Origin of the sequence: Streptomyces sp. NPDC085944, from assembly GCF_040686295.1 — a bacterium.
Lineage (GTDB): Bacteria > Actinomycetota > Actinomycetes > Streptomycetales > Streptomycetaceae > Streptomyces > Streptomyces salinarius.
The window spans coordinates 285,033-306,870 of sequence record NZ_JBFBJX010000009.1 but is presented as its reverse complement, the minus strand read 5'-3'; the positions used below and the strand labels follow the sequence as shown (position 1 = coordinate 306,870).

13 protein-coding genes are annotated in these 21,838 nt (G+C 73.5%); 6 read left to right on the top strand and 7 right to left on the bottom strand.

Annotation, left to right across the window (positions count from 1 at the left end; all coding sequences use genetic code 11):
* Positions 1 to 3: 3 nt before the first annotated feature.
* Positions 4 to 4,500: a cation-translocating P-type ATPase gene (locus AB0P07_RS20365; protein WP_365552444.1), complete on the top strand. Its 4,497-nt coding sequence runs from the start codon at positions 4 to 6 to the stop codon at positions 4,498 to 4,500.
* Positions 4,501 to 4,784: 284 nt separating this feature from the next.
* Here the strand turns inward: AB0P07_RS20365 and AB0P07_RS20360 are convergent, their stop codons facing one another.
* Positions 4,785 to 6,230 (bottom strand): MFS transporter, encoded by a 1,446-nt coding sequence (locus AB0P07_RS20360; RefSeq protein ID WP_365552442.1) that lies wholly within the window; start codon positions 6,228 to 6,230, stop codon positions 4,785 to 4,787.
* 108 nt (positions 6,231 to 6,338) lie between these two features.
* On the opposite strand from AB0P07_RS20360, the gene dusB reads away from it, so the two are divergent.
* Positions 6,339 to 7,505, top strand: coding sequence for a tRNA dihydrouridine synthase DusB (gene dusB / locus AB0P07_RS20355; protein ID WP_365552440.1), 1,167 nt, complete (start codon positions 6,339 to 6,341; stop codon positions 7,503 to 7,505).
* Here the strand turns inward: dusB and AB0P07_RS20350 are convergent, their stop codons facing one another.
* Positions 7,506 to 9,284, bottom strand: coding sequence for a CDP-alcohol phosphatidyltransferase (locus AB0P07_RS20350; protein ID WP_365552438.1), 1,779 nt, complete (start codon positions 9,282 to 9,284; stop codon positions 7,506 to 7,508). It abuts the gene before it with no gap.
* A 482-nt stretch (positions 9,285 to 9,766) separates the two neighbouring features.
* Between AB0P07_RS20350 and ppdK the strand changes: the two genes are divergently transcribed.
* Positions 9,767 to 12,496 (top strand): pyruvate, phosphate dikinase, encoded by a 2,730-nt coding sequence (gene ppdK / locus AB0P07_RS20345; RefSeq protein WP_365552437.1) that lies wholly within the window; start codon positions 9,767 to 9,769, stop codon positions 12,494 to 12,496.
* Positions 12,497 to 12,744: 248 nt separating this feature from the next.
* Entirely contained in the window at positions 12,745 to 13,998 is a 1,254-nt protein-coding gene (locus tag AB0P07_RS20340) for an acyltransferase (RefSeq protein WP_365552435.1), read from the top strand.
* Between the two features lie 45 nt (positions 13,999 to 14,043).
* Here the strand turns inward: AB0P07_RS20340 and AB0P07_RS20335 are convergent, their stop codons facing one another.
* On the bottom strand, positions 14,044 to 14,505 hold the full coding sequence (locus tag AB0P07_RS20335; RefSeq protein WP_365552433.1) for an LAETG motif-containing sortase-dependent surface protein: 462 nt from the start codon (positions 14,503 to 14,505) through the stop codon (positions 14,044 to 14,046).
* A 191-nt stretch (positions 14,506 to 14,696) separates the two neighbouring features.
* Here AB0P07_RS20335 and AB0P07_RS20330 point away from each other — a divergent pair, with 191 nt between their 5' ends.
* The gene (locus AB0P07_RS20330; RefSeq protein ID WP_365552431.1) at positions 14,697 to 15,629 is read left to right on the top strand and encodes an oxidoreductase; all 933 of its coding nucleotides are present in this window, start codon (positions 14,697 to 14,699) and stop codon (positions 15,627 to 15,629) included.
* 23 nt (positions 15,630 to 15,652) lie between these two features.
* Here AB0P07_RS20330 and nirD read toward each other — a convergent pair whose 3' ends face one another.
* Genes nirD through AB0P07_RS20315 form a run of 3 tightly spaced genes read right to left on the bottom strand, consistent with a single transcriptional unit; the run spans position 15,653 to position 19,886 of the window.
* Positions 15,653 to 16,051, bottom strand: a complete 399-nt coding sequence (gene nirD / locus AB0P07_RS20325; protein WP_365552429.1) for a nitrite reductase small subunit NirD — start codon at positions 16,049 to 16,051, stop codon at positions 15,653 to 15,655.
* On the bottom strand, positions 16,048 to 18,660 hold the full coding sequence (nirB, locus tag AB0P07_RS20320; RefSeq protein WP_365552427.1) for a nitrite reductase large subunit NirB: 2,613 nt from the start codon (positions 18,658 to 18,660) through the stop codon (positions 16,048 to 16,050). The genes nirD and nirB overlap by 4 nt, the downstream gene beginning before the upstream one ends.
* Positions 18,660 to 19,886 (bottom strand): FAD-dependent oxidoreductase, encoded by a 1,227-nt coding sequence (locus AB0P07_RS20315; RefSeq protein ID WP_365552425.1) that lies wholly within the window; start codon positions 19,884 to 19,886, stop codon positions 18,660 to 18,662. The genes nirB and AB0P07_RS20315 overlap by 1 nt, the downstream gene beginning before the upstream one ends.
* Before the next feature lie 177 nt (positions 19,887 to 20,063).
* Here AB0P07_RS20315 and AB0P07_RS20310 point away from each other — a divergent pair, with 177 nt between their 5' ends.
* Positions 20,064 to 20,846, top strand: coding sequence for a TSUP family transporter (locus tag AB0P07_RS20310; protein ID WP_365552423.1), 783 nt, complete (start codon positions 20,064 to 20,066; stop codon positions 20,844 to 20,846).
* Here the strand turns inward: AB0P07_RS20310 and AB0P07_RS20305 are convergent.
* Positions 20,843 to 21,736 carry an NAD(P)-binding domain-containing protein gene (locus AB0P07_RS20305; protein ID WP_365552421.1) on the bottom strand — a complete coding sequence of 298 codons (894 nt, stop codon included), beginning with the start codon at positions 21,734 to 21,736 and terminating at the stop codon, positions 20,843 to 20,845. The two genes, AB0P07_RS20310 and AB0P07_RS20305, sit on opposite strands and share 4 nt — an antisense overlap.
* Between the last annotated feature and the right edge of the window lie 102 nt (positions 21,737 to 21,838).

Genomic DNA, 21,838 nt, shown 5'->3' with positions numbered 1-21,838 from the left:
GCGATGGGCGGTGGACTGCTGACGCGTTCCCAGGACGCCGTCGCGGGATTCGTGCTGGCCGGCCCCCGGCTGCTCGCGCGCGGTGCCGCGCCCGCCGTGGGCGCCGCGGCCGGGGCGGCGGCGGGCACCGCACGGGCCGGTGTGCGTGGCGCCGACTTCGCGGCGCGGGCGGCACGGGTGGCCCGTGCCGCGCTGCCCGGCGGATCGCCGGACTGGCGGGCCGGGCCCCGCGCGCACCTCGCGCTCCGCCCGGCCGCGACGGACGAGGTGCGCCGGGCGGGCGGTACGGAACGGGTGGGCCGGCGGGTGGCGGCGGCTCTGGCCGAGCACCCGGACGTCCTGCTCGCCTACTGGGACACCGGTCTCGCCAGACTGGTCGTGACCGCGACCGAGGACACGCTCACCGACCGCGTCGTGGACCATGCCACCGCACTGGCCGAACGCCACGGACTCACCCGGGCGGACCATTCCGCCGCCACCGGTCCGGACGGCCTGGGCGGCCCGGACGACCTGGTGGACGAGACGGACCACCCCGGCGACCCGACCCCGGTGCGGGTCGCGGCCGCCGCGCTCGGGGCCGACATGCTGGGCATCGCCGCCGCCGTGACCGGCGCGCGGCTGCGGCTGCCGGCCTCGCCCCGCCTGGTGACCGCCGTGGCGACGCTGCTGCGCGAGAACCCGGCCTTCCGCGCCTGGCTGCGTGAGCGGCTCGGCGACCACGGCATGGACCTGGCCCTCGCCGTCGCCAACGCGGCCGTCCACGGCGCCGGCCAGAGCCCGACCTCGCTGGTACTGGACGGTGCGCTGCGCGCCTGCCAGGTGGCGGAGGCGGTGGCGCGCGGGGCCGCCTTCGAGGTCGTGCACGACCAGTTGTGCGTCCCCGGCCGCGGCAGCCTGCCCGCCGGGCCCGCCCTGCGCCCACCGCCGCGCACCTCCCCGGCCCAGGACTACGCCGCCCACGCCTCGGCGGGCAGCGTGGCGGGCGCCGCCGCGACCCTGCTCGTCAAGCACGACGTGGCGGAGGCGGCGGAGGCGGTGCTCGCCGGCTCGCCCAAGGCCGCGCGCTACGGGCCCGCCGCCTTCCACGCCGTACTGAGCGCCGCGCTGTCCCGCACTGGTGTGCTCGTGCGCGACCCCGGGCGGCTGCGGCAGCTGGAGATGGCCCGCACGGTCGTACTGCACCCCAGCGCGCTGCGGGTGCCGGACGCGGGGGCCGACCCGTGGACCGAGGACGTGCTGGACGCGGCACGGCGCGCGGGACTGCGCGTGGTCATGGTCGAGGACCCCGCGCTGGCCGACTTCACCGGCCTCGCCGACCAGGTCGTCGCCGCCGGACGCCCGCTCGCGGACGTCGTGGCCGGACTGCGGGACGAGGGCGGCGTCATCACCGTCGTACGGCCGCTGCCCGGCGCCGACGCGAGCGTGACGGACGGACTGCTCGCCGGGGACGTGGCCGTCGCGCTGGCCGACGCCGACTGCCCGGTGGCCTGGGGCGCGGACGTGCTCGCGCCGCAGGGCCTGGCCGACGTGTGGCGGGTGCTGCGGGCGGTGCCGGTGGCGCGTGCGGTCGGGCGCCGGTCGCAGACGCTGGCCCGGTCCGGAGCCGCGCTGTCCGGGCTGCTGGTGGCGGTCGGCGAGGCGCGCGGCAGGAGCCGGGGCGGCGTGTCGTCGCTCCTCGGGATGCGGCACGCGCCGGTGGACGCGAGCGCGGCGCTGGCCCTGCTGTCCGGGACGCGGGCCGCGCTCGGCGTGGCGATGGCCCGTGCCCCGCATCCCCGGCCCCGGGTGGCGTGGCACGCGCTGGACCCCGACGACGTGCGGGAGCGGCTGGAGCGGGAACGCGAACCCGAGCCGACCGTCGTGGAACAGGCCACCGCCCGGCTGCGGGCGGTGGCCGACCGGGCGGGCCGGGTGCCCGTGCTGGCCCCCGTCCGCTGGTCGTGGCAGCTGGCCCGGGCCGTACGCGGGGAGCTGGACGATCCGCTCACTCCGGTACTGGCGGTAGGCTCGGCCGCCTCCGCGATCCTCGGGTCGGTCGTCGACGCGCTGCTCGTGGTCGGCGCCCTCGACCTGAACGCCCTGGTCGGCGGCTTCCAACGGCTGCGCGCGGAGCGGGCGTTGTCCGGTCTGCTGGCCGAGCAGAAGCAGAAGGCCCGCCTGGCGGAGGGCCCCGGGCCGGGGAACGGGCACGCCGGCCGGGACACGGCGGGGGAGCCCGACGTCACCGGGCGGTCCGGCGCCGGCGCGCGGGAGACCGCGTCGGAGGGGCAACCCGCCGGGAAGGGTGCGGAGTTCGCATCCGAGGGCGAGCCGTTGATCGTGGACGCGGCCAAGCTGCACCCCGGTCATGTGATCGAGCTGAAGGCCGACGACGTCGTGCCCGCCGACGCGCGGCTGCTGTGGGAGGACGGCCTGGAGGTGGACGAGTCCGCGCTGACCGGCGAGTCGCTGCCGGTGGACAAGTGCGTGGACCCGGCCCCCCGCGCCCCGGTGGCGGAGCGGTACTGCATGGTCTTCGAGGGCACGACCGTGGTGGCCGGGCGGGCCCGGGCCGTCGTCGTCGACACCGGGGACCACACGGAGGCGGCGCGCGCGGTCGCGCTGGCGGCCCGTACGCCGTCGGCGGCCGGAGTGCAGGCGCGGCTCCAGGAGCTGACCCGCAAGGCGCTGCCGCTCACCCTGGCGGGCGGCGCCGCGGTCACCGGTCTCTCGCTGCTGCGCGGGGCGCCGATCCGGCAGGCCGTCGCCGGTGGCGTGTCGGTGGCGGTGGCCGCCGTGCCCGAGGGGCTGCCGCTGGTGGCGACGGTGGCGCAGCTCGCGGCGGCCCGCCGGCTGAGCCGCCGGGGCGTCCTGGTGCGCACCCCGCGCACGCTGGAGGCGCTCGGCCGGATGGACACCGTCTGCTTCGACAAGACGGGCACCCTCACCGAGAACAAGCTGCGGCTCTCCCGCGTCGCATCTCCCGACGGCACGGTCCGCCGCACGGGCGACCCGGAGACCGCCGACGCCGTACGGACCGCCGCGCGCGCCTGCCCCCGGCTGAACGGCGACGGCGCCCGGCCCACCCACGCCACCGACGAGGCGGTCCTGGACGCGGCCGGGGACGACCCGGGCTGGTCGCAGGAGGAGGGCCTGCCCTTCGAGACGTCCCGCGGCTACGCGGCCGCCGTCGGACGCGAGGGCGGCACCGGCCCCGCGGTGCTGGTGGTCAAGGGCGCCCCGGAGACGGTGCTGCCCGCCTGCGCCGGCCCGCCCGCGGACACCACCGAGGTGGCGCAGCGCCTCGCCCGCGACGGACTGCGCATCATCGCGGTGGCGCGACGGACCCTGGCGAGGGGCGAGAAGGCCGCCGACGTCCTCGAACATCCGCCGTCGAAGCTGGAGTTCACCGGACTGCTGGCGCTCGCCGACGTACCCCGCGAGACCTCCCCGGCGCTGGTGCGCGGGCTGCGCGAGGCGGGGGTGCGGCCCGTGGTGCTGACCGGCGACCATCCGCAGACCGCCCACGCCATCGCCGTCGACCTGGGCTGGCCCGAGGACGCGGTCGTGGTCACCGGTGACGAACTCGCCGCCGCCGACCGCACCGCGCGGTCCCGGATGCTGCGCGACGCGGACGTCGTGGCCCGGGTGGCGCCCGAGCAGAAGCTCCAGGTCGTCGAGTCCCTGCGGGACGCCGGGCGGGTCGTCGGCATGGTGGGCGACGGCGCGAACGACGCCGCCGCGATCCGGGCCGCCGACATCGGCGTCGGCATCAGCGCCCGCGGCTCGGCCGCCGCCCGCAACGCCGCCGACCTGGTGGTGACGGGCGACGACCTGCTGGTCCTGGTGGAGGCGGTCCGGGAGGGCCGGGCGCTGTGGCACAGCGTCGCCGACGCCATCGCCATCCTGATCGGCGGCAACGCGGGCGAGGTCGGCTTCGGCATCCTCGGTACGGTGCTGGGCGGCGCCGCCCCGCTGTCCACCCGCCAGATGCTGCTGGTCAACCTGTTCACCGACCTGTTCCCGGCGATGGCGGTCGCGGTGACCAAGACGGGCGACCCGGAGCAGGAGGCCGCCGACGCGGGCGCGCCGCTGGGCACAGCGGTGCTGGGCGAGCCCCTCATCCGGCAGATCCGGCACCGGGCCCTGACCACGGCGCTGGGGGCGACCGCGGCCTGGCTGCTGGGCCGCTTCACGCCGGGCACGGAGCGGCGTTCGACGACCATGGCGCTGTGCGCGGTCGTCGGCACCCAGCTCGCCCAGACCCTCGCCGACCGCCGCGACAGCCGCCTCGTCCAGGTCACGTCCCTCGGCTCCGCCGCCGCGCTGGTCGCCCTCGTCCAGACCCCGGGTGCCAGCCGCCTCTTCGGCTGCACCCCGCTCGGCCCGGTCGCGTGGACGTGCGTGGCCGCCGCGATCACGCTGGCGCTGGCGGGACAGCGGGCGCTGCCGGGGGTGGAGGACGCGGTGACGAAGTACTGGCCGAAGCTGGCGGAACGCCTGCCGACGGCGATGCGCTGAGGCCGGGTGCCGGGTGCCGGGTGCCGGGTGCCGGGTGCTGGGTGTGCGGTTGTCGGCCGGGGGTGCCGGGTGTCGGGCGGCGGTTGTCGGCCGGGTGCCGGGTGCCGGGTGCCGGGTGCTGGGGCGTCGGGTGCTGAATGCCGACTACGGCGTGCCGGGTACTGAATGCCGGGTGCCGGCCCGGGGCCGGGGCTCCGGTGCGGGATGTCGCGTACGGGTTGCCCGGCGCTCCCCGTGTGGGTCGCCCCGCCCGGCCGGGCCGCCCGCGACCGGAGCGGGTGCCGTCACACCCCCGTCCGGGCCGCCTCCCGCACCTCCGGCGATTCCAGGCGCTCGGCCGTCCGCTCCGCCGTGCGGTGGGCCCAGCGGCCGCTGGTGACGGCGCCGAGGACGAGGACCGCGAGGCCGCAGGCGGCCAGGATCCACCAGCCGGGGCGGGCGGCGGAGACGAAGGTGTCGCGGTACGACGACGCGCTCACGCCCGTCGCCAGCACCGCGCCGATCACCGCCACGCCGAGCGTCTGGCCCAGCTGGCGGCTGGTGGAGGCGACGGCCGCCGCGACCCCGGCCTGGGCGCGCGGCATGCCGGAGACCGCGGTGTTGGTGATGGGCGCGTTGACGAAGCCGAAGCCGATGCCGAACAGGACGTAGCCGAGGAAGAGGGTGAGGTCGGACGTCTCGGCCTCGAAGGCGGCGAAGAGGGTCCCGCTCACGGTCAGCGCCCCGCCCGCGATCAGCAGCGGCAGGCGCGGCCCCCGGCTGCCGACCAGCCGCCCGGACAGCGGGGCGCACAGGAAGGTCGGCACGGCCATCGGCAGCATCCACAGGCCGGCCTCCAGGGCGCTCAGCCCGCGCACGTTCTGCAGGTACAGCGTGGACAGGAACAGGAAGCCGCCCAGCGCGGCGAAGGCGCTGATCGCGATGACGGTGGCCCCGCTGAACGGCGCCGACCGGAAGAAGCGCAGCTCGATGAGGGGGTCGGTGCGGCGCGGCTCGTGCACCAGCAGGCCGATCAGCGCGGCGAGCGCCAGGGCGGCGAAGGGCAGCACGCTGGTGAACCCGGCGTTCGGCGCCTCGATGATCGCGTACGTCAGGGAGCCGAACAGCACGATCACCATCAGCTGGCCCAGCGGGTCGGGCCGGCGGGCCTTGGGCGCGCGGGACTCGGGGACGAAGCGGAGGGTGAGGAGGAGGGCGGCCAGGCCCACCGGGAGGTTGACCCAGAAGATCGAGCGCCAGCCGACCGACTCCACGAGGAGCCCGCCCACCAGCGGCCCCGCGGCCATGGATATGCCGACCACCGCGCCCCAGACGCCGATCGCCCGGGCCCGTTCGCGAGGGTCGGTGAAGGTGTTGGTGATGATCGACATGGCGACCGGGTTGAGCATCGAACCGCCCACCGCCTGCATCATCCGGAAGACGACCAGCGAGGACAGGCCGGGCGCCAGCGAGCACAGCAGCGAGCCGAGGGTGAAGATCACCAGGCCGGTCATGAAGACCCGTTTGCGGCCGATCCGGTCGGCTGTGGAGCCGGACAGCATCAGCAGCGCGGCCAGCACCAGCGTGTACGCGTCGATGGCCCACTGCAGGCCCGACGTGCTCGCGTGCAGGTCGCGCTGCATGGAGGGGAGGGCGACGTTGAGGATCGTGTTGTCGATACTCACGATCAGCAGGCTCATGCAGCAGATGGCGAGCACGAGCATGCGGCGGCGATGGGTGAGCTCGGGCATGAACTCCAGCCTACGCCTACTTCGATAGTGCGTCTAACTAATGACTGATGCACGATCTTTGTCCACAGGGCGCGGCGGGCACCGCCCCGCGTGCGTGACAATGGGGGAATGTCCACGCTCACCACGCCCGCCCCCGACACCACCGCCGCGCCGCTCGGGATCGGCCCGCACACCGTCGCCCCGCCCGTGGTGCTGGCCCCGATGGCCGGGATCACCAACGCGCCCTTCCGCACGCTGTGCAGGGAGTTCAGTGGGGGCAAGGGCCTGTTCGTGAGCGAGATGATCACCACCCGAGCGCTGGTCGAGCGCAACGAGAAGACCATGCAGCTGATCCACTTCGACGCGACCGAGACCCCGCGCTCGATCCAGCTGTACGGCGTGGACCCGGTGACCGTCGGCAAGGCCGTCCGCATGATCGCGGAGGAGGACCTGGCCGACCACATCGACCTGAACTTCGGATGCCCGGTTCCCAAGGTGACCCGCAAGGGCGGCGGCTCGGCGCTGCCGTACAAGCGGAACCTGCTGCGGGCCATCGTCCGCGAGGCCGTCACCGGCGCCGGCGACCTGCCCGTCACGATGAAGATGCGCAAGGGCCTCGACGACGACCACCTCACCTACCTCGATGCCGGCCGCATCGCCGTCGAGGAGGGCGTCACCGCCGTCGCCCTGCACGGCCGCACCACCGCCCAGCACTACGGCGGCACCGCCGACTGGGACGCCATCGCCCGCCTCAAGGAGCACGTCCCGGAGATCCCGGTGCTGGGCAACGGCGACATCTGGTCCGCCCAGGACGCGCTGCGCATGGTCCGCGAGACCGGCTGCGACGGCGTCGTGGTCGGACGCGGCTGCCTGGGGCGGCCGTGGCTCTTCGCCGACCTGGTCGCCGCCTTCGAGGGCCGCACCGACTCCTTCGTGCGGCCCACCCTGCGCGAGGTCGCCGACGTGATGGTCCGGCACGCCACGCTGCTGGGGGAGTGGATCGGCGACGAAGCACGCGGCGTCATCGACTTCCGCAAGCACGTCGCCTGGTACCTCAAGGGCTTCGCCGTCGGCTCCGAGATGCGCAAGCGGCTCGCGATCACCTCCTCGCTGGAGGCCCTGCGCGCCGGGCTGGACGAGCTGGACCTCGACCAGCCCTGGCCCACCGGCGCCGACGGCCCCCGCGGCCGCACCTCCGGCAACAACCGCGTGGTCCTGCCCGACGGCTGGCTCAAGGACCCGTACGACTGCGCGGGCGTCGCCGAGGACGCCGAGCTGGACACCTCCGGCGGCTGATCAGTCCCCCGCGCCGGTGGGGTGCGGGGTCGAGCCGTACGCCGTCAGGAAGCGGTCGCGGAAGGAACTCATCCGCCACACCGGGGCGTCCTTCGCCGGCTCGAGCCCCTCCGTCCAGTGCCAGTCGTCGATCGCGTCGAGCACCTTCGGGTCCTTGGCGACGATCGACACCGGCACGTCCCGGCTCGCGTGGTCGCCGCTGACGCGGGCGAGCGGCTGGTGGTCGCCCAGGAAGACCAGGACGGTGTCGTCCGTGCCGTAGCGCTCCAGCCACTGGGTGAGACTGGTGACCGAGTACTGGATCGACCTGCCGTACTCCGCCTTCGAGCGGGCGGAGTCGGTGATGACGTCGGACGCCTTGACGCCCGCCGCCTCGATGCCGTCGTACACCGACCCGTCGCCGACCTCGTCCCAGCCGACCATCCGCGGGATCGGCGCCCAGGGCTGGTGGCTGGAGGTGAGGATGACCTCCGCCATCAGCGGCCTGTCGCGCTTCCTGCCGTGCTCCAGACGCTGGAACGCCTCCAGCGCGTACTGGTCCGGCATCGTCGACCAGCTGAACTTCGGCCCCCGGTAGCCCATGCCGAAGGCGTCGTACACCTTGTCCAGGCCGTACCAGTCCGCCTCCGGCCAGGCCTTCTGCACCCCGGGCATGATCCCGACCGTGTCCCAGTCGCCGGTCTTCTCGAACGCCTTGGTGAGGGTGAGGTGGTCGCCCGCGGTCACGGTGCGGTAGCGCTGCTGGTTGTCCACCCACAGACCGGACAGGAAGGTGGAGTGGCCCAGCCAGCTGCTGCCGCCGTACGTCGCCGAGGTCAGCCAGCCGCTGCGGGCGTGGAAGCCCGCCTTCGCCAGCGCCTCGGTGCGCGCGTCCAGCGTCCGGCCGACACCCGGTGCCATCACCGGGTCCTCGACGGCGCTGCGGCCGTAGCTCTCGATGAACGCGAAGACCATGTCCTTGCCGCGCAGGTCCGGTACCAGCTGCGCGCCGGGTGTGGCGCCGAAGCGGTCCGCCTTCGCCTCCTTCGCGAAGGCCGCCTCGTCCCGCAGCGTGTCCACCACCCGGTGCGCCTGCGCCTCGGCGGCCCGGGAGGCGCCCGTGGTGGCGAGCGGCACGCCGAAGGTCTGCACGCCCAGCGCCACGCAGGTCATCCACACGGTGGCCGCCATCAGCGCGCCCCGCGCGGCCCGCTCCCGATGCGCGGCGAGCAGCTCGCCGAGCCGGACCGCCGCCAGCGCCATGAGCACCAGCAGCGCCGCGGCCAGCGCGACGGCGCCCACGGTCGCCCAGGCCGCCGCCGCCCCGCCCATCGAGTCGGCGACGTAGGACCGGGCGTCGTCGAGCAGCCCCCAGTCCAGGACGAGGTTGAAGCTCCGGCCCAGGTACTCCGTGAAGCCCATGTCGAGCAGGTTCAGCACGGTCAGCGCGCCGAGGGCGGTCCCGAACAGCGCCGCCGCCACCAGCCGCGGCACCCGGGGCAGGCAGAGCAGCAGCACCGCCGCGACGACCGCCTCCGCCGGGATCCGCGCGAAGCGGCTGGGCTCCAGGGCGACGAAGGTGTTGGGCAGCAGGAGCGCCCCGAGAACGAGAATGGCCGAAAGGGTCGTCGTGACCCGGCGGACGACGACGGCGGTGCGCCGGTGCCGGGTGCGCCAGGTACGCCAGTGGGCGAGCCGGGTGCTGAGGGTCTCCAGCGGGGCGGGACCGGGTGCGCCGGGGTCGTCGGGAGCGTCGTCGGGGGGCCGCCGCGACCGGCGGAAAGGCGTGATGACGGGCACCCGAAGGTCCTTCCGTACGAAACCCGGTGGACGGCGGGCCCCGGCGAGGGGGCCGGGGCCCGCCGCCCTCTCGTACGTCCGGCGCGAGCGGTCCGTTCACCGGTCCGGATGGTGAAATCCGGCGGTCTGTGGGAGCGTGATTCTCGCCACCTCTGATAGGGGGAGCGCTCAGATGAGCGAATCTTGAACGACTCCACTTCTCCAAGGTGTGGCACTGAGTGTCACGCCTTGATCGTTCATCGATCGAACTCAAACGTGGAGAATGACGCTCAAGTGAGCGCACCACAGGATGTTCGTGCGTACATGCGTTCAAGAAGTGAAAACACAAGTGGCGGGTCGCTTGCCAAGCCTTGACTTTCGATCCGGTGGCGGACGAGTGGTTACAGGCGCACGACGCGCAAGTGGACGTACCGAGACGCCTTTGATCTGGGTACATTCCTCGCCGTCAGGGCAGCCACCGCGTCCTCGAGGAGTCGAGACCCGTGTCGGAAAACAAAGATCCCCAGGTAGCGAACGCGCCGAAGTTCGTTTACGACTTCACCGAGGGCAACAAGGACCTCAAGGACCTCCTCGGCGGCAAGGGCGCCAACCTCGCCGAGATGACCAACCTGGGCCTGCCGGTCCCTCCCGGCTTCACCATCACCACCGAGGCCTGCAAGACCTACCTCGACAGCGGCGAGGAGCCGGCTGCACTGCGTGACGAGGTGAGTGCGCACCTCGACGCCCTCGAAGCCAGGATGGGCAAGAAGCTCGGCCAGGCCGACGACCCGCTCCTCGTGTCGGTGCGTTCCGGGGCCAAGTTCTCCATGCCCGGCATGATGGACACCGTCCTCAACATCGGCCTGTCCGACAAGTCCGTGCAGGGTCTGGCCAAGCAGGCCGGCGACGACCGCTTCGCGTGGGACTCCTACCGCCGGCTGATCCAGATGTTCGGCAAGACCGTCCTCGGCGTCGACGGCGACCTCTTCGAGGAGGCGCTGGAGGCGTCGAAGGCGGCCAAGAAGGTCGCGGTCGACACCGAGCTGGAGGCCGCCGACCTCAAGAAGCTCGTCACCAAGTTCAAGAAGATCGTCAAGACCGAGGCCGGCCGGGACTTCCCGCAGGACCCGCGCGAGCAGATGGACCTCGCCATCAAGGCGGTCTTCGACTCCTGGAACGGCGAGCGCGCCAAGCTCTACCGCCGCCAGGAGCGCATCCCGCACGACCTCGGCACCGCCGTCAACGTGTGCTCCATGGTCTTCGGCAACCTCGGCCCCGACTCCGGCACGGGTGTCGCGTTCACGAGGGACCCCGCGAGCGGCCACCAGGGCGTCTACGGCGACTACCTCCAGAACGCCCAGGGCGAGGACGTCGTCGCCGGCATCCGCAACACGGTCGCGCTGGCGGAGCTGGAGCAGATCGACAAGAAGTCGTACGACCAGCTGATGCAGATCATGGAGACGCTGGAGAACCACTACCTGGACCTGTGCGACATCGAGTTCACCATCGAGCGCGGCCAGCTGTGGATGCTCCAGACCCGCGTCGGCAAGCGCACCGCGGGCGCCGCCTTCCGCATCGCCACCCAGCTCGTCGACCAGGGCCTGATCGACGAGGCCGAAGCCCTCCAGAGGGTCAACGGCGCCCAGCTCGCCCAGCTGATGTTCCCCCGCTTCGACGAGGAGGCGAAGGTCGAGAAGGTCGGCCGGGGCATCGCCGCATCGCCGGGCGCGGCGGTCGGCAAGGCCGTCTTCGACTCGTACACCGCCGTCAAGTGGTCCCGCTCCGGCGAGAAGGTCATCCTGGTCCGCCGCGAGACCAACCCCGACGACCTGGACGGCATGATCGCCGCCGAGGGCATCCTGACCTCGCGCGGCGGCAAGACCTCCCACGCGGCCGTGGTCGCGCGCGGCATGGGCAAGACCTGTGTCTGCGGCGCCGAGGAGCTGGAGGTCGACACCAAGCGCCGCCGGATGACCGTGCCCGGCGGGCACGTCGTCGAGGAGGGCGACGTGATCTCCATCGACGGCTCCTCCGGCAAGGTCTACCTCGGCGAGGTGCCGGTCGTGCCCTCCCCGGTCGTCGAGTACTTCGAGGGCCGGATGCACGCCGGCGCCGAGGACGCCGACGAGCTGGTCGAGGCCGTGCACCGGATCATGGCCTTCGCCGACCGCAAGCGCCGGCTGCGGGTGCGCGCCAACGCCGACAACGCCGAGGACGCGCTGCGCGCCCGCCGGTTCGGCGCCCAGGGCATCGGCCTGTGCCGCACCGAGCACATGTTCCTCGGCGACCGGCGCGAGCTGGTGGAGCGGCTGATCCTGGCCGACACGGAGGACGAGCGCGAGGAGTCCCTCAAGGCGCTGCTGCCGCTGCAGAAGCAGGACTTCGTCCAGCTCTTCGAGTCGATGGACGGACTGCCCGTCACCGTCCGCCTCCTCGACCCGCCGCTGCACGAGTTCCTGCCCGACATCACCGAGCTGTCGGTGCGCGTCGCGCTCGCCGAGTCCCGCCAGGAGCCGCACGAGAACGAACTGCGCCTGCTCCAGGCCGTGCACCGGCTGCACGAGCAGAACCCGATGCTGGGCCTGCGCGGCGTCCGGCTCGGCCTGGCCATCCCCGGCCTGTTCACCATGCAGGTCCGCGCCATCGCCGAGGCCGCCGCCGAGCGCAAGGCCGCCAAGGGCGACCCGCGGGCCGAGATCATGATCCCGCTGGTCGGCACCGTCCAGGAGCTGGAGATCGTCCGCGAGGAGGCCGACCAGGTCATCGCCGAGGTCGAGGCCGCCACCGGCGCCAAGCTCAAGCTGTCGATCGGCACGATGATCGAGCTGCCGCGCGCCGCGCTGACCGCCGGTCAGATCGCCGAGGCCGCGGAGTTCTTCTCCTTCGGCACCAACGACCTGACCCAGACCGTGTGGGGCTTCAGCCGTGACGACGTCGAGGCCAGCTTCTTCACGGCCTACCTGGAGAAGGGCATCTTCGGCGTCTCCCCGTTCGAGACCATCGACAAGGACGGCGTCGGCTCGCTGGTCGCCGCCGCCGCGAAGGCCGGCCGCGCAACCCGCCCCGACCTGAAGCTCGGCGTCTGCGGCGAGCACGGCGGCGACCCGGAGTCCGTGCACTTCTTCCACGAGGTGGGTCTGGACTACGTCTCCTGCTCCCCGTTCCGGATCCCGGTGGCCCGCCTGGAGGCAGGCCGGGCGGCGTCGCGGTCGAAGGGCAGCGACCACCGGTAACCCCTGACAGGGGTCAAATGCCCCGGAGCCGCCGTCTGTCACCCGACCACCCTCACCGATCGGCGGCGGCTCCGGACCACGAGAAAAGGCGGCACCCGTGCGGGGGTGCCGCCTTTCGCGTGCCACGCGGCCGCCTTTTGTGACACGTTCAACGGTGTGAATTCCTGTGGGCCGAGCAGCAGCAAGCTGTCAGCAGAGTTGGAGGGCCCTGGCAGGGGACAGTGGCCGACACCCGGAACGGTGGTTGGATGACGCAGACGGAGCACGGGGAAGCGGCCGGCACGACCCACCGGGACGGGGAGGGGGACAGACCCTCCGACGGGGTGCCCAGTCCCCGCACCGGAGCGCGGGAACAGGTCCCCCAGGCCGGCCCGCCCGTCCGCAGGAACCGGCTCGCGGCGCTGGACGGCCTGCGGTTCCTGGCGGCCCTGTCGGTCGTCTTCTTCCACTTCGTCGGCCAGGTGCCGTCCACGATGGAGACCATCTGGGGCCGCCCCGTCGACACCGTCTTCCCCGAGGCGCACGGCTACTTCGCCTACGGGCGGCTGGGCGTCGAACTCTTCTTCCTGATCAGCGGTTTCGTCATCTGCATGAGCGCGTGGGGCCGCACCCCGCGCGACTTCTTCATCTCCCGCGTCACCCGGCTCTACCCGATGTACTGGGCGGCGATCCTGATCAGCGGGTGTGTGATCTTCTTCGCCGACAACCCCTTCGGGCATCCGTCGCCGCGCGTGATCTTCGCCAACCTGACGATGCTCCAGACCCCGCTCGGCGTGGAGCACCTGGACTCCGTCTACTGGACGCTCTGGCCCGAGTTGTGCTTCTACCTGACTTTCGCGGTCGTGGTGTGGAAGGGCCTGACCTACCAGCGCGTGGTGATCTACTGCGGGCTGTGGACCGTCGCCGCCGTCCTCGCGCCCAGCGCCGACATCCACCTGCTGACGCTGCTGGTGAACCCGCCGTCCGCCCCCTACTTCATCGCGGGCATGGCCTTCTACCTCATGTACCGCTACCGGCCCACCCCGCTGCTGTGGGGGATCGTCGCCATGTCGTGGCTGGTGGCGCTGCACTACCTGCTGACGCCCGACGGGGGCCGCCTCAACTGGGACCTGTGGCAGCCCGGCCGCGCCTGGCTGGTGCTGGTCGTCACGGTGTTCTTCCTGCTGATCGCCGCCGTCGCCCTGGGCTGGACCAGTCGCATCCACTGGCGCGGACTGACCGTCGCGGGCACCCTGACCTTCCCGCTGTACCTGCTGCACGACGCCATCGGCGTCAACGTCCTGCACCGCTTCGGCGACCGGGTCGACCCGTGGACCCTGGTCTGCGTCACCGTCGCCGCGCTGGTCGCGCTGTCGTACGTCGTGCAGCGGTTCGTCGAGCGCCCGGTGGCCCGGGCCGCACGGCGCTGGCTGAGCAGCGCCGCCTTCAGCCTGAGGACACCGGAGCCCCGGCCCACGGCGACGCGGGAGCCCCGGCCCAGGGCGCGGGAGCCCCGTCGCTGAACGGGCGGGGCTGCGGGGCCCCGTGACGCGGGGCCGGGCCGGTCGTCAGGCCGCGCCGCCGTCCCCGCGGCGCCGGCGCACGGCCAGCAGCAGTCCGCCGCCGGCGAGCACGACGACCGCCCCGCCCGCCGCGATGTACGGCGTGCTGTCGTCGCCGCCGGTCTCGGCCAGGTCGGTGCCCTCCCGTCCGGCGGCCTCGTCCCCGCCGCTCTTCCCGTTGCCGGAACCCGCCGCGTCGTCGGTGTCCTCGGCGCCCTTGGTGCCCTTGTCGCTCGCCGGCACGAAGCCCGCCGGCGGCTTGTCGCAGCCGACACCGTCCTTGTCGCGGTCCAGGTGCTCGCCGTAGTGCGCGTCACCCTTCTGGATGTTGGAGTACCCGGCGTCGTACGCCTCGGTGCAGTTCTTGAACGGGTGGGTGCCGTCGTGCGCCTGGGCGGCGGCAGCGGGCAGGGCGGCCAGGGCCAGCGCGGCGACGGTCACGGCGGCGGGCTTGCGGAGCAGCTTCATCGAGAGTCCCGGAAGTGGTGTCGTTGGTGCGGATGAACGAGTAGGAAGTGACGAAGCTATTGAGGTGCGCGAGATGTGGTGGAGATATGAAGGACTCGTGACGAGAACGTGACGTGACCGGACGGTAGCTCTCCGCTCACAGGGGCCGGGCGCGTACGGTGAGACCGGTCCGACCAGCGAAGGAGCCGTGGATGACCGGCTGGAACACGGATGACATCCCCGACCAGGACGGGCGCGTCGCCGTCGTGACCGGTGCCAACGGCGGCCTGGGCTACGTCATCGCCCGGGAGCTGGCGCGCAGGGGCGCGACCGTCGTGCTCGCCTGCCGCAGCGAGGCGCGGGGGAGCGCGGCCGTGGCACGCCTGCGCGGCGAGGTGCCCGCCGCCGCCGTGGAAGCGGCGCGGCTGGACCTCGGCGACCTGGGCTCGGTCCGGGAGTTCGCCTACGCGCTGCCGTACGAACGGGTCGACCTGCTCGTCAACAACGCCGGGGTGATGGCGCTGCCCCACGGCACGACGGCGGACGGCTTCGAGACCCAGTTCGGCGTCAACCACCTGGGGCACTTCGCCCTCACCGGGCTGCTGCTGCCCTCCCTGCTCGCCGCGCCCGGCGCACGGATCGTGACCGTCTCCAGCCTCCTGCACCTGCTGGCCAACGTCGATCCGCGCGACCTCAACAGCGTGCGGCGGTACGGGCGCTGGACCGCCTACGCCCGCTCCAAGTCCGCCAACCTGCTCTTCACCCACGAGCTGGCGCGCCGGCTCGCGGCCCGCGAGGGCGCCTCGGACGTACGCGCGGTCGCCGCCCACCCCGGATACGCCGACACGGGACTGCAGACCGCCGGGCCGCGCGCCGAGGGGCGCCGGCTCGCCGAGCGGCTGGCGCGGCTCGGGAACCGGGTCGTCGCCCAGTCGCCGGAGGCCGGCGCGCTGCCCGTCCTGTACGCGGCGACCGCGCCCGGCGTCCCCTCCGACTCCTTCACCGGCCCGCCCTTCCCGATGCGGCGCGGGTCGCCCGCACCGTCCCGGCGGGCGTCCTGGACCGTCGACGACACGATGGGGGAGCGGCTGTGGGCCGCCTCCGAGCGGCTGACCGGGGTCGTCTACGAGCCGCTGCTGCCCTGAGCCCGCCCGCGCGGGGGGCCGGCTCAGGCGGCCCGCACGGCCCTGACGGCCTTCACCTGATACGTCTCCACGCGCATCGCCTCGTCGTCCAGGCACTCGCCGGTCGTGAGGTCGAAGCGCTGCTTGAGCAGCGGGGAGGCGACGAACGGGCGGCCCCGGTGCGTGCCGGTCAGACCCCGGGAGAGAACGGCCGCTCCGGTGAACGGGTCCCGGTTGTCGATGGCGTACAGCCCGCCGTTCCGGTCCCGGAACAGGGCCACCTGGCCGCCGTCCGGCAGCAGGGCCGCCACGCCCCGGCCGGGGAGCAGGGCGCCGAGGTCGCAGGCCGTGAACCAGTCGTCGGTCAGCCGGAGCCGGACCTTCAGCCCGGTCGTCCCGGATGCCGGGATCTCGGGTGCCAGGGTCTCGGGTGCCAGGGTCATCGCCGGGTGCTTCCTTCCAGGAGGTCGTCGTGCGAGGGGCGCCGCAGGCCGATGTCCAGCAGCGGCAGGTCGGGCTTCATCTGGTCGCGCTCGGGCACGAAGCCCACGACCGGGTCGGGGGTGCCGGGAGCGTTCACGAAGGACACGAACCGGGCCAGCTTCTGCGGGTCGTTGATGGTCTCGGCCCACTCGTCGCGGTAGTGCGCGACGTGGGCGGACATCAGGGACTCCAGCTCGTCGCAGATGCCGAGCGAGTCGTGCACCACCACGTCCCGTACGTGGTCCAGGCCGCCGGGGATGCGCTCCAGCCAGGTGGAGGTGCGCTCCAGCTTGTCGGCGGTGCGGATGTAGAACATCAAGAAGCGATCGATCAGGAGGACCAGTTCGGCGTCGGAGAGGTCCTGCGCGAGGAGGTCCGCGTGGCGCGGGGTGGCGCCGCCGTTGCCGCCGACGTACAGGTTCCAGCCGTTGGACGTGGCGATCACCCCGAAGTCCTTGGACTGGGCCTCGGCGCACTCGCGGGCGCACCCGGAGACCGCCGACTTCAGCTTGTGCGGGGAGCGCAGGCCCCGGTAGCGCAGCTCCAGGTCGATCGCCATGCGCACGGAGTCCTGGACGCCGTAGCGGCACCAGGTCTGCCCCACGCAGGACTTCACCGTGCGCAGCGACTTGCCGTACGCGTGCCCGGACTCGAAGCCGGCGTCCACCAGCCGCGCCCAGATCAGCGGGAGCTGCTCGACGCGGGCGCCGAACATGTCGATGCGCTGGCCGCCGGTGATCTTGGTGTAGAGCCCGAAGTCCCGGGCGATCTCGCCGATGACGATCAGCTTCTCCGGCGCGATCTCGCCCCCCGGGATGCGCGGGACGACGGAGTACGAGCCGTTGCGCTGGAGGTTGGCGAGGAAGTGGTCGTTGGTGTCCTGGAGCGCCGCCTGCTCGCCGTCCAGGACGTAGCCGCTCGCGCCGATCGCCGGGGCCAGCGAGGCGATGATCGAGCCGACCGCCGGCTTGCACACCTCGCAGCCCTCACCGCCCCGGGCGCCGTCCCGGCCGTGCCGGTCGAGCAACTCGCGGTAGGAGGTGATCCGCAGAGCGCGGACGATCTCGTACAGCTCCTCGCGGGTCTGCGCGAAGCAGCCGCACAGCCCCTTGTCGACCTCGACGCCGCTCGCCTCCAGCTCGGCGGTGACGAGCTGGCCGAGCACCTTCACACAGGAGCCGCAGCCGGTACCGGCCCTGGTGCACTTCTTCACCTCGGGCACGGTCGTGCAGGAGTGCTCCGTCACCGCGCCCCGGATGGTGCCCTTGGTGACGTTGTGGCAGGAGCAGATCACCGCGTCGTCGGGCAGCGCGGCCGGGCCGAGCTGGGCCGGGGCCCCGGCACCGGCGGGCAGCACCAGGGACTCGGGGGAGACCGGCGGGACCGAACCGGTGAAGGCGCGCAGGGTGCCGTACGCCTCCGCGTCGCCGACCAGGATGCCGCCGAGCAGCGTGCCGTCGCGGCCCACGACCAGCTTCTTGTACAGGCCCGCGCGGGAGTCGGAGTAGACGACGTCCAGGCAGTCCTCGGCGGTGCCGTGCGCGTCGCCGAAGGAGGCCACGTCCACGCCGAGCAGCTTCAGCTTGGTGGACAGGTCGGCGCCGGTGAAGGACGCCTCGTCGTCGGCGATCGTCGCGGCGGCCGTCTCGGCCTGCTCGTAACCGGGTGCCACCAGTCCGTACACCCGGCCGTCGGACGCCAGCGCGCACTCGCCGATCGCGAACACGCGCTCGTCGGTGACCGTGCGGCACCGCTCGTCGACGCTGATCCCGCCGCGCTCGCCGACCGCGAGACCGCAGTCCCGGGCCAGCTGGTCGCGGGGGCGGACACCGGCGCTGAACACCACGAGGTCGGTGGCGAGTTCGGAGCCGTCGGACAGCTTCATGCCGGTGACGGCGCCGTCCGCGCCGGTCACGATCTCCTGGGTGCCGACGCCCGTGTGGACGGACAGGCCCATCTCCTCGATGGTGCGCAGCAGCGCCGCGCCGCCGCCCTCGTCGACCTGCACCGGCATCAGACGGGGCGCGAACTCCACGATGTGCGAGGTGAGTCCGAGCCCCTTGAGCGCACCGGCGGCCTCCAGGCCGAGCAGCCCGCCTCCGACCACGGCACCGGTCGTCGCGTTCTTCGCGTACTCCTCGATGGCGAGGAGGTCCTCGATCGTGCGGTAGACGAAGCAGCCCTCGGCGTCCTTGCCGGGGACCGGCGGGACGAAGGGGTAGGACCCGGTGGCCAGGACGAGGATGTCGTACTCGACGACCAGCCCCGACCGGGCGGTCACCTTGCGCGCCTCCCGGTCGATCGTCTCGGCCGGGTCGCCGACGCGCAGCTCGATGCCGTGCTCCCCGATGAAGGCCATGTCGGTCAGCGACAGGTCCTCGGGGGTCTTCCCCGAGAAGTACGAGGTGAGCTGGACGCGGTCGTAGGCGGGGCGCGGCTCCTCGCACAGGACGACCACGCGGTGGGTGCCGGTCAGGCCGCGCTCGGCGAGGGCCTCCAGGAAGCGCTGGCCGACCATGCCGTGGCCGACCAGCACGATCGTCGGGGGGTTCCCCGGGGTGGCGGTCATCAGGAGCCTCCGTCTTGGGTGAGCAGGTGGAGCAGGGGGCCGCCGTCGGAGGGGAGCGGCTCTGCTCCCTCCCAGGCGCGCGCCAGCGCGCCGACGGTGCCGAGTTCGCCGACCAGGACCCCGCCCACCAGCCGGTCGTCGCGGACGACGACCTTGCGGTAGGTGCCCTGGGTGGCGTCGGCGAGCTGCACGACGTCGTCGCCGGGGCGGGGGTCGGTCTCGCCGAACGCGGCGAGGTCGAGGGGGTCGAAGGAGCCGCCGGACCCGGTGAGGGTGAGCCGGGTCAGCGAGCGGGTGCCGGTGTAGCGGGCGGTGCCGTCCCCGGCGAGCAGCTCGGCGAGGGCGCCGGCCTGTTCGAGGGCGGGCGCGGCCAGGCCGTAGACGCGGTCCGCGTGCTGGGCGCAGTCGCCGATCGCGCGGATGTGCGGGTCGGAGGTGCGCAGCTCGTCGTCGACGAGGACGCCCTTGCCGACCGCCAGTCCCGCCTCCCGCGCCAGCCCGGCCCGCGGCCGGACCCCGCAGGCGAGCACCACCAGATCGGCGCCGAGGGCGTACCCGTCGCCCATCTCCACCGACCGCACCGCCCCGCCGACGCTGCGCACGTCCCGTACCCGGCACTCGGTGTGCACCTCCACGCCGAGGCCCTCCAGGTGCCGCCGGACCAGTGCGGAGGCCGCCGGGTCGAGCTGCCGCTCCATCAGCCGCTCGGACTGCTGGGCGAGGACGACCTGGGCGCCGCGCACGGCCAGCGCACGGGCGGCGGACACCCCGAGCAGCCCGCCGCCGATCACGGCCGCCCGCACCCCCGGCCGTACCGCCTTCGACAACCCGAGGCAGTCGTCCATCGTCCGGAACGCGTGCACGCCCTCGGGCAGCTCGTGGTCCGGCGTGAACAGGCCGCGCAGGGGCGGCAGCACCGCGTTGGAGCCGGTGGCCAGGACGAGCGTGTCGTACGCGATCACCGACCCGTCGGCGCAGCGCACGGTCCGCCCGGCCCGGTCGATGCCGGTGACCCGGCCGCGCAGCAGCCCGGCGGGCGCCGGCAGGGCGATCACCTCGGCGCCGTACCGTCCGGCCAGCACCTCGGCGAGCAGCACCCGGTTGTACGGGCGGTGCTCCTCGTCGCCGACCAGCAGCGCGGGCGTGCCCAGCTCACCGAGGCGCCGGGCGAGCGTCACGCCCGCGAGTCCGGCGCCGATCACCACCACACGCGTTCTCGAGGTCATGGCACCGAGCGTGCGGCGCGGGTGTTACCCGGCCGCATCCCCTCTGTTTCCCACGGGGAACGCTGCCCTCAGCGGGGCCGGCCGGGGCGTGTGAGGGCCCCGGCCGGGTGCGCGGGAACCTCAGAAGTCCCTCATCTCGATGGACGGCACATCCATCCCGTCCATAAGGTCGCGATCATGCCCGACATATCGCTGACCACGGTCGTCCTGCTCTGCCTCGCCGCACTCGCGGCCGGCTGGATCGACGCCGTGGTCGGCGGCGGCGGCCTCCTGCTGCTGCCCGCGCTCCTGCTCGGCCTGCCCTCCGGCACCCCGGCCGCCCACGCGCTCGGCACCAACAAGGCGGTCGCCATCGTCGGCACCACCGGCGCGGCGGTGACGTACGCCCGCAAGGCACCGGTGGACGTGCGCACCGCCGTACGCATCGGCCTGGCGGCGCTGGCCGGGTCCTCGGGCGGCGCCTTCTTCGCCGCCGGGATGAGCACCGAGGTCCTGAAACCGGTGATCATGGTGGTGCTGCTCGCGGTCGCCGCCTTCGTGATCTTCCGCCCCGCCTTCGGAACCGCGCCCGCCACCGGCCCGGCCACCCGCCGCCAGATCGTCGCCGCGATCGGTCTCGCGGGCCTCGGCATCGGCTTCTACGACGGCCTCGTCGGCCCCGGCACCGGAACCTTCCTGGTCCTGGCCCTCACCGCCCTGCTCCACCTGGACCTGGTGACCGCCTCCGCCACCGCCAAGATCGTCAACTGCTGCACCAACGCGGGCGCCCTCGCCACCTTCGCCTGGCAGGGCGCGGTGCTGTGGCAGCTGGCCGTCCTGATGGCCGCCTTCAACCTGGCCGGCGGCATGTTCGGCGCCCACACCGCCCTCAAGAGGGGCAGCGGCTTCGTCCGCGTCGTCCTGCTGACGGTGGTCTTCGCGCTGGTGGCGAACCTGGCGTACGAACAGTGGGTGGCCTAGGCACGGTCCGCCGCGGTCCGGCGCAGGTTCAGGAGTTCCATCGCTCCCGTCGTGTCCTCGGTCCCGTGCCCCTCGGCGAGCCACCGCTCCGTCAGCGCCGTGTACGGCGTCAGCAGCTCCGGGCTCACGCCCTGCTCCTCGGCCGTGCGCAGCAGCGTCGCGTTGCCCGCCACCTGCATCGCGAGGTTGGAGACGACGCCCTTGCCGTAGTCGCCGCTCTCGATCTGGTCGGCCGCCTGACGGGCGGAGCCGGTCATCGCGCCGAGCCAGGACACCAGCAGCGGTGCGAAGTCCTTCGGGGCGATGTCCTCCGGGGCGATCAGCGCGAAGGCGTGCATGATGCCCGCGAACATGCCGCTCATCGCGCTCAGCAGCGCCGCGAAGCCCGCGTCCTCGCCCACGTAACGGGTGCCGGCCGGGACGGCGAGGGTGTCCCGGTGCTCCTCGAACAGCTCGGGGGAGCCGCTGTAGAAGACGTACCCGCCGGAGTCCGGGGAGCCGATCATCGGCGGTACGGCCATGATCCCGCCGTCCAGGAAGCGGGCTCGGCGCGCCGTCGCCCACGCGGCGCGGGCGCGGCCCTCGGCGGGCGTCCCGGTGGTGAGGTTCACCAGGTCCCGGCCGGTCAGGTCGGCTCCGTCCAGGGCCGCGCCGACCGAGGCGTCGTCGAGCAGGCAGACGAGCACCAGGCGGCTCGCGGCCACCGCCTCGGCGGCGCTCGCGGCTACGGCCGCCCCCTCGGCGGCGAGGGTCCCGGTGCGGGCGGCGGTGCGGTTCCAGACGGTCACGGGGTGGCCCGCGGCGAGCCAGGCGCGGACCAGGGCGGTGCCCATGGCACCGGTGCCGAGGACGGTGAGCGGAATACGGGCGGCGGGTGTCTTGTCAGTCATGGTGATCAGGTTCCGACCGGGCCGGTGACCGCTCAAGTACCTACTTCGGAGTGGGTGGTTACCCGGGCGGAAGCGTGCAGGCAGCGGGCAGGGAAGGGGCGA

Excerpts from the sequence above, each read along its gene's own strand:
- AB0P07_RS20365 (WP_365552444.1), top strand. The coding sequence starts at position 4 with ATGGGCGGTGGACTGCTGACGCGTTCCCAGGACGCCGTCGCGGGATTC.
- AB0P07_RS20360 (WP_365552442.1), bottom strand. The coding sequence starts at position 6,230 with ATGCCCGAGCTCACCCATCGCCGCCGCATGCTCGTGCTCGCCATCTGC.
- dusB (WP_365552440.1), top strand. The coding sequence starts at position 6,339 with ATGTCCACGCTCACCACGCCCGCCCCCGACACCACCGCCGCGCCGCTC.
- AB0P07_RS20340 (WP_365552435.1), top strand. The coding sequence starts at position 12,745 with ATGACGCAGACGGAGCACGGGGAAGCGGCCGGCACGACCCACCGGGAC.
- AB0P07_RS20335 (WP_365552433.1), bottom strand. The coding sequence starts at position 14,505 with ATGAAGCTGCTCCGCAAGCCCGCCGCCGTGACCGTCGCCGCGCTGGCC.
- AB0P07_RS20330 (WP_365552431.1), top strand. The coding sequence starts at position 14,697 with ATGACCGGCTGGAACACGGATGACATCCCCGACCAGGACGGGCGCGTC.
- nirD (WP_365552429.1), bottom strand. The coding sequence starts at position 16,051 with ATGACCCTGGCACCCGAGACCCTGGCACCCGAGATCCCGGCATCCGGG.
- nirB (WP_365552427.1), bottom strand. The coding sequence starts at position 18,660 with ATGACCGCCACCCCGGGGAACCCCCCGACGATCGTGCTGGTCGGCCAC.
- AB0P07_RS20315 (WP_365552425.1), bottom strand. The coding sequence starts at position 19,886 with ATGACCTCGAGAACGCGTGTGGTGGTGATCGGCGCCGGACTCGCGGGC.
- AB0P07_RS20310 (WP_365552423.1), top strand. The coding sequence starts at position 20,064 with ATGCCCGACATATCGCTGACCACGGTCGTCCTGCTCTGCCTCGCCGCA.
- AB0P07_RS20305 (WP_365552421.1), bottom strand. The coding sequence starts at position 21,736 with ATGACTGACAAGACACCCGCCGCCCGTATTCCGCTCACCGTCCTCGGC.